This window comes from Chamaesiphon sp. OTE_20_metabat_361 (assembly GCF_031364565.1).
Genome location: NZ_JANLWO010000676.1, coordinates 1 through 6670, shown reverse-complemented (window position 1 = coordinate 6670; position 6670 = coordinate 1). Strand labels below are relative to the sequence as shown.

Genomic DNA, 6670 nt, shown 5'->3' with positions numbered 1-6670 from the left:
CAATGGGATTCTGTACTTCCCCAAACTGCGCCCAGATTTGGATCTGACCAAGGGACAAGCTAAACTGTTTTGCAATCAGGTATTTGTGAGCGATCGCTGCGATGAAGTGATTCCTAAATTCTTGCTACCATTGCGAGGTGTTATCGATAGTACCGATATTCCGTTGAACGTGTCTCGGAGTGCCTTAACCAGCGATCGCACCGTTCGACGCATCTCTGATTATATCTCCAAAAAAGTCGGCGACAGGCTCAAAGAACTCTATCACGACGATCGCGAGGCTTATACCAAGGGCTGGGAAGATCTCAGCACCTTCATCAAATTTGGCTGTCTGAACGATGATAAGTTCAAAAAGCAAATCGAAGACATCATCATCTATCGCACTACCTTCACGGCTCCCCCAGCCGCGCCTGAAGGCACAGCAGAAGGCGATGATGCTTGGCAAGCTGCGACGCCGAGCTTACCCTACACAACTCTCACAGAGTACTTAGAACGCAACAAAGAGCGTCACGCTAAATCGCAGCCAGCCGCAACCGAGGGTGAAGGCGAACCGAAGTATGAAAATCGCGTGTTCTATGCCACTGATGAAGCCAGTCAAGCACCCTATGTTCAGCTTCACAAGAGTCAAGGTTTAGAAGTGCTATTTCTCGATTCATTTATCGACACCCACTTCGTCAGCTTCCTCGAGCGCGAACATAGCGACATCAAATTCTCACGCGTCGATGCCGAATTAGATAGCAGTCTGATTCAATCGGATGATACACCCGAAATCATCGATCCAAACACCAATAAAACTCGCAGCGAACAGATTCAAGAAATCTTCACCACCGCGCTCAATAAACCCCAAGTTACCATTCGTACCGAATCACTCAAAGGTGATAACACGCAATCCACACCTCCAGCAATGGTATTGTTGCCTGAATCTACCCGTCGAATGCGTGAAATGATGGCGATGATGCAGCAACAAATAGCTGAATTCCCAGAAGAACACGTTTTGGTAGTCAATACCGCGCATCCACTAATTCAAAATCTGGCAAATATCAACAAAGGATCGATCGTGGGTACGGAGGGAACTTCGCCCAATCAGGCGCTAGTTAATCTCGTCTGTCATCACATCTACGATCTAGCTTTGATGGCTCAAAAAGGGATCGATGCCGATGGGATGAATGCTTTCGTGGAACGTTCCAATCAGGTGTTAACTCAGTTAACCGAACGTTAAACACATAAAAAGCTAATGGCGGGCATTTTGCCTGCCTAGCTTTCTATCTTTATAGATTAATCTAATCTAACAATTGACGAGTTTTTTTACGTCTCGATCGCGATGTTGAATTCCCCCAAATCTCACCCTCATCTCGAAATTGCAGCACTCGATTCTCCAAGGGAGAGGCTACGCCAACGACAGCACGATCCAAACCAGTTTCTGACTGGCGATTTTGCAATCCTCTCAAACCGTGCAAATCCAAAAAGCTAAAGCCAACCTTTGAGAAAAAAGGCAAGATACAAAATAGTACGGTATCGATGTCTTGACTCACTAATCGCAGACCAGAAGAACCAACAATCCATAATAATGGGTAGCCAATCCACAATACTGTAAAGTAGGTTGTCAGCTTTTGATAGAGCCTAGCTAAATCCCTGCCTTGACTATTTGCTTTCGATCGTAACGGTACCCAAATCCCCCACAACACTATCAAGAAGGCTACCGTACCGCAAATGTACCAAAGGTATCTTATCCAGTTTTGAGCAGAAAGATCGGCAATTAACCCCGTCACGATTACTACGATCTGCGTACTCATCAAAAAGCCAATTAGAGTCCAATCTTTTTTGACAAATTGCATTGCCGTCCAAGATAATGTCAGTAGTAATAACGGCGTAGTCACCATCCAATCGATATAGCGAGCATAGTGAACGATGCGTCCGGCAACTTCGACTTTGCCTTGACCTAACGCCATTGACATGTACGCCAGTCCCGACCAAATGGGAATAAATATGGCGACTAAATATTCAGACTGAGGAACACCTTTGGGATTGCGGCTCAAAGACCAAAAATATAAAGCTCCAATAGTCATTGCAGCTACATAGATCCAATGTGAGGTTGTTTGCAAGTTCATTGAAGTTTTTCAGGTTGAGATTTTATGGCATACCTGTATCTTTAACGGCGCTCCTCGCCTGACAATTGTCAAGCTAAAATACGATCCGATTAACGATCGCGACTCCAGGAGCGAGCTGTTGAGTTAACGTTTGTGCGAGTTGTTTTTGCGTTTCAGTTTGAACGCGTCCTGTCAACACGATGCTATTGTTTTCGTCATTAGCATCCAAATCGAATGCCCGCAGAGTAGGATGATTATCTAAAGCTTCTTCGACTTGTTCGGCGGCGTCATCTACATTTGCTACTGGCGCAGTGTTCGCTGCTGAATTATTAGCTGGTGCTGTCGTCACGACTGAATCGCCAGTCGCACGCGGATCTGTTGGTGTTGGTGCTTGGTTACAAGCAGTTAGAGCCAAAAGTGCGATCGGCAGTAGTCCAATTAATTTAGTCTGCAAGCTAGAAAATAGCATGATTTTTCTTAGTTAAAATCTTAGTGATGTTAGCTATTGTTGCTATTACTAGAGTTAATTTTCATCTGTCATCAGACAGAAAGATCGACCGCTCCTGAAAATTTTGAGAAGTCTAGGATTAAACTGTTAAATGGGTAATGTAGTTTTTCAGGTGCCAAATGTCTCCAATCGCAGCCAATCGTCAACATGCGATCGTGATGGGTGGTAGTTTGGGTGGACTGCTGGCCGCTCGCGTATTGAGCAAGCATTTCGATAAAGTCACAATTGTAGAAAAAGATCGAGTCCACCAGGTGCCAGAATCTCGTCCCGGACAGCCACAAACCCAGCATTTACATGGATTACTGGCGATGGGACTTAAAATAATGACTGATTATTTTCCCGATCTCCCAGCAGAATTAGTAGCCAATGGAGCCAGCATCAATGACTTTGCACTGTCGATGCGTTGGCGTCTATATGGTGGTTATCGATCGCAATTTAAGATTGGGTTCCCGTCTACAACCATGAGCCGGGGATTGCTAGAACACTTAATCCGCGATCGGGTGTTGGCAATACCTAATCTTAAATTACTCGATCGGACGATCGTTAAATCGTTACAGACTAACCCCGATCGAGATCGAATCATTGGCATTATTGTCGAGCAACACGACAGCGCACCCCAAAGATCGCTAACTGCGGATCTGGTAGTGGATGTAACTGGACGCAGTTCCCGCTCTGGGAAATGGCTGGCGGATTTGGGCTACGAGCCACCATTTGCGAGTAAGGTACATGTTCACCTTGGCTACGCGACGCGAATTTATCGGCGCGATCCTGAAGATCCCCGCAGCCACACTTGGATTTTGAATTCACCCGCGCCGCCACAACAAACTACTTTTGGTGGTATTATCCCGATCGAGGGAGATCGCTGGATCGTCTCCGTGGGTGGTTGGCATGGAAATTGGGCACCGACTACCGAAACTGGCTTTCTAGAGTTTGTGCGGGGCTTACCGTCCCCAGATATCTATGACATTATCTCTCAATCCGAACCCCTATCGGCGATCGTGCCCTACAAGTTTCCGTTTAGTCTCCGGCGATACTACGAACGGCTGAAACGGTTTCCGTCAGGCTATCTCGTCCTCGGAGATGCCGTTTCTAGCTTTAACCCTACCTATGGGCAGGGAATGAGTGTGGCGGCATTAGAAGTAGTCGAACTCGATCGAGTCCTCACCGAAAATGTCTCCCCCACACACTTAGCGCAAACTTTTTTCCAGCGCATCGCGAAGATTATCGATATTCCCTGGCAGTTGGCAGTCGGTGAGGATTTTCGCTTTCCCCAAACAACTGGCATCAAACCGCTCGGTACAGATCTCCTCAATCTCTATGCAACATGGGTACATCGCACAACCTTGCACGATCCGGTTGTGGGTGAGACATTTCTGCAAGTGATGAATCTGATGATTCAACCGATTTGCCTGTTTCACCCTCGAATTGTCTGGCGGGTACTCCGAACGATGCTAAGGGCTTGTAACAAATCAACTTCCTGAGCAAAAAGCTCTAGTGGGTCAAACAGCTTTGATTTTTATCCCGAAATAGATTCTAATTAGAACAGTATCCTCAAGTTACTCATCATGTCTGCTGTGTCTAGAGCTTCCATCGACCGATTCTCTTCCAGAGAGGCTACGCCAACGGCAAATGAACCTTTTCTGCTAGTAGTGAGAGAGCTAGCGAGAGCATATCAAGCTTTTTCGGCCTATTCTGAGGCACATGTAAGACAATTCGATCTGACACCCGCCCAGTTCGATGTCATCGCTACACTAGGTAATACAAATGGTCTGTGCATGGGTGAGTTGGGCGAGAAAACCTTGATTACCAAAGGCACCTTGACAGGAGTGATCGACAGGTTGATCCAAAAGCAACTCGTTTGTCGTGAAACCCTACCAGAAAACCGTCGGAGCGTCCTCGTACAATTAACTCCTGAAGGTCAAGAGGTATTCGATCGAGTCTTTCCCGCCCATATCGCTCATCTAAAAGAACGCTTTGACAAACTCGACGCTTCGGAGTTAGAACTCCTGACAGTGTTGCTAGGTCGGCTTCGCCAAGCTTTTTAAACAATTTTTTCAATCTTCTTGACAAATCTCTCACTCATCAGCTAAGTTTAGATTAATAGTTCTAATTAGAATTAAACTAGCTCGAATAACTCAAGAATTCATTATGGCACAACAATCTGCTACGACAGTTACTTTAGATGCTGGAACTCACTGGATTTGCACCTGTGGCGGATCGAGTAATTTTCCTGACTGCGATGGGGGGCACAAAGGGACAGCATTTCAACCGTTGGCTCTAGAGCTTGAATCACCCAAGGTGGTAGAAATATCCGTATAAAGTCACTGCTTGTATTAAATAGTTCTAATTAGAATAGTCTTAATTCGGAGGAAAATATGAAGATTACGATTCAAGATGTTCCATCAGTTTACTCAAATCGGACACAACGGCTGTCAAAGACCACGCTCGATCCGATCGCAGCACCTTATGCCATCTTAGTTTTGCGGATTAGTCTAGGCTTATTGTTCTTGGCGCATGGATGTTTGAAGGTGTTTACATTTACCTTGCCAGGAACCGCTCAATTTTTTGAAAGTGTGGGACTACCAGGCTGGATGGCAACTCCAGTTGCGATCGCCGAACTGCTGGGTGGATTATTACTAATCAGTGGCACTTATACCCGCTGGGTTGCCTTGGGCTTATTTCCGATTTTGCTGGTAGCAACTTTCAAGGTGCATGGGGCAAATGGTTGGTTATTCACGAATAAAGGTGGCGGTTGGGAATTTCCCGCATTTTTTGCCGTTGCTTGTCTCGTGCAGTTTCTATTAGGTGATGGAGCTTATGCGATCGGTTCGAGTTGGAATCGCAAACGCGCTAATGCTCATGAATAGCTTACCCGCATTATTTATTTCTCATGGCGCACCAGATTTGCCGATTCGGGATGGAGCGGTGACGCATTTTTTGAAATCCCTACACCAACAATTTCCCAAACCGAAAGCCATCTTAGTTATTTCCGCTCACTGGAATTCTGCCGAACCGACTGTCAGTAAAGCAATCCAGCCTCAAACTATTTATGATTTTGGCGGCTTTCCAGATGCAGTTTACCAACTCAATTATCCGGCTCCTGGCGCGCCCGCACTTGCCGCTAGAGTCATCAGCCTACTAGCTCAAGCTGGAATCCCCTGTCAAACACATCCTACTCGCGGATTCGACCACGGAGCATGGACACCACTAATTTTGGCTTATCCAGATGCCGATATTCCCGTCACCCAGCTCTCAATTCAATACCATGCTGGATCTTTGCATCATTTCCAGCTCGGGCAAGCCCTCGCGCCTCTGAGAGCAGAAGGTGTGCTGATTTTAGCTAGCGGGAGTGCTACCCATAATCTGTGGGAATTCGATAGTCGCTATGATGCACCGCCACCTGACTGGGTGCGAGTTTTTGATGAATGGTTGGCAGAAAGAATTGCCGAAGGTAATTGGGAAGCTGTATTGAACTATCGCAAAATCGCTCCCTATGCCGAAAAGAATCATCCAACTGATGAACATTTACTACCTTTATTTGTAGCGTTAGGTGCAGGAGGTAATGAGGTAAAAGGGGTGAGATTGCATCATAGCTATAATTACGGATCGTTTAGCATGGCTGCTTATGCCTTTACAGGATCGGTGTAATTGACATTAATTATTTTGGAGGAAAAGATGGCGTTAGGTAAATTAATTGATGGAAAATGGACGACGGAATGGACAGAACATAATGAGCAAGGGCAATTTCAGCGAATGCCGACAGTGTTTCATAACCGGATTACTCGCGATGGTGCGAGTGGGTTCAAAGCTGAAGCTGGACGCTATCATCTGTATATTTCTTTGGGTTGTCCGTGGGCGCATCGCACGGCACTATTATGGAAGCTGAAAGGGTTGGAAAATGTCATCGGATTATCGTTGGCGGAGCCTACCGGAGGTAATCGTCGATCCGGTAATTAGCGACAACGGTTGGAAGTTTTCAGATAAACCTGAGTGTATTTCCGACACCGTAAATAGTGCCGATTACCTCTGGCAAATTTATGTCAAAGCCGATCCCAATTACACGGGGCGTGTCACAGTA

General features: G+C 46.1%; 7 protein-coding genes and 2 pseudogenes. 7 read left to right on the top strand and 2 right to left on the bottom strand.

Features of this window, described 5'->3' with window-relative positions; genetic code table 11:
* Positions 1-1216 (top strand): annotated as a pseudogene (locus RMO35_RS19305) (molecular chaperone HtpG); the annotation flags it as partial.
* Positions 1217-1277: 61 nt separating this feature from the next.
* On the opposite strand, the gene RMO35_RS19300 reads toward RMO35_RS19305, so the two are convergent.
* Both RMO35_RS19300 and RMO35_RS19295 read right to left on the bottom strand, forming a co-directional pair.
* Positions 1278-2105, bottom strand: coding sequence for a bacteriorhodopsin (locus tag RMO35_RS19300; RefSeq protein WP_309743268.1), 828 nt, complete (start codon positions 2103-2105; stop codon positions 1278-1280).
* Between the two features lie 73 nt (positions 2106-2178).
* Positions 2179-2553 (bottom strand): BON domain-containing protein, encoded by a 375-nt coding sequence (locus RMO35_RS19295; RefSeq protein WP_309743266.1) that lies wholly within the window; start codon positions 2551-2553, stop codon positions 2179-2181.
* Positions 2554-2711: 158 nt separating this feature from the next.
* On the opposite strand from RMO35_RS19295, the gene RMO35_RS19290 reads away from it, so the two are divergent.
* The 6 genes and pseudogenes from RMO35_RS19290 to RMO35_RS19265 form a co-directional block, all read left to right on the top strand.
* Positions 2712-4073: a hypothetical protein gene (locus RMO35_RS19290; RefSeq protein WP_309743264.1), complete on the top strand. Its 1362-nt coding sequence runs from the start codon at positions 2712-2714 to the stop codon at positions 4071-4073.
* Positions 4074-4157: 84 nt separating this feature from the next.
* A complete protein-coding gene (locus RMO35_RS19285) occupies positions 4158-4637 on the top strand; it encodes a MarR family transcriptional regulator (protein WP_309743262.1) in 480 nt (159 codons plus the stop codon).
* A 103-nt stretch (positions 4638-4740) separates the two neighbouring features.
* On the top strand, positions 4741-4911 hold the full coding sequence (locus RMO35_RS19280; RefSeq protein ID WP_309743260.1) for a CDGSH iron-sulfur domain-containing protein: 171 nt from the start codon (positions 4741-4743) through the stop codon (positions 4909-4911).
* Positions 4912-4967: 56 nt separating this feature from the next.
* Positions 4968-5459, top strand: coding sequence for a DoxX family protein (locus RMO35_RS19275; RefSeq protein WP_309743258.1), 492 nt, complete (start codon positions 4968-4970; stop codon positions 5457-5459).
* On the top strand, positions 5452-6240 hold the full coding sequence (locus tag RMO35_RS19270; RefSeq protein ID WP_309743256.1) for a class III extradiol ring-cleavage dioxygenase: 789 nt from the start codon (positions 5452-5454) through the stop codon (positions 6238-6240). The genes RMO35_RS19275 and RMO35_RS19270 overlap by 8 nt, the downstream gene beginning before the upstream one ends.
* 27 nt (positions 6241-6267) lie before the next feature.
* Positions 6268-6670: pseudogene (locus tag RMO35_RS19265) on the top strand (glutathione S-transferase family protein); the annotation flags it as partial.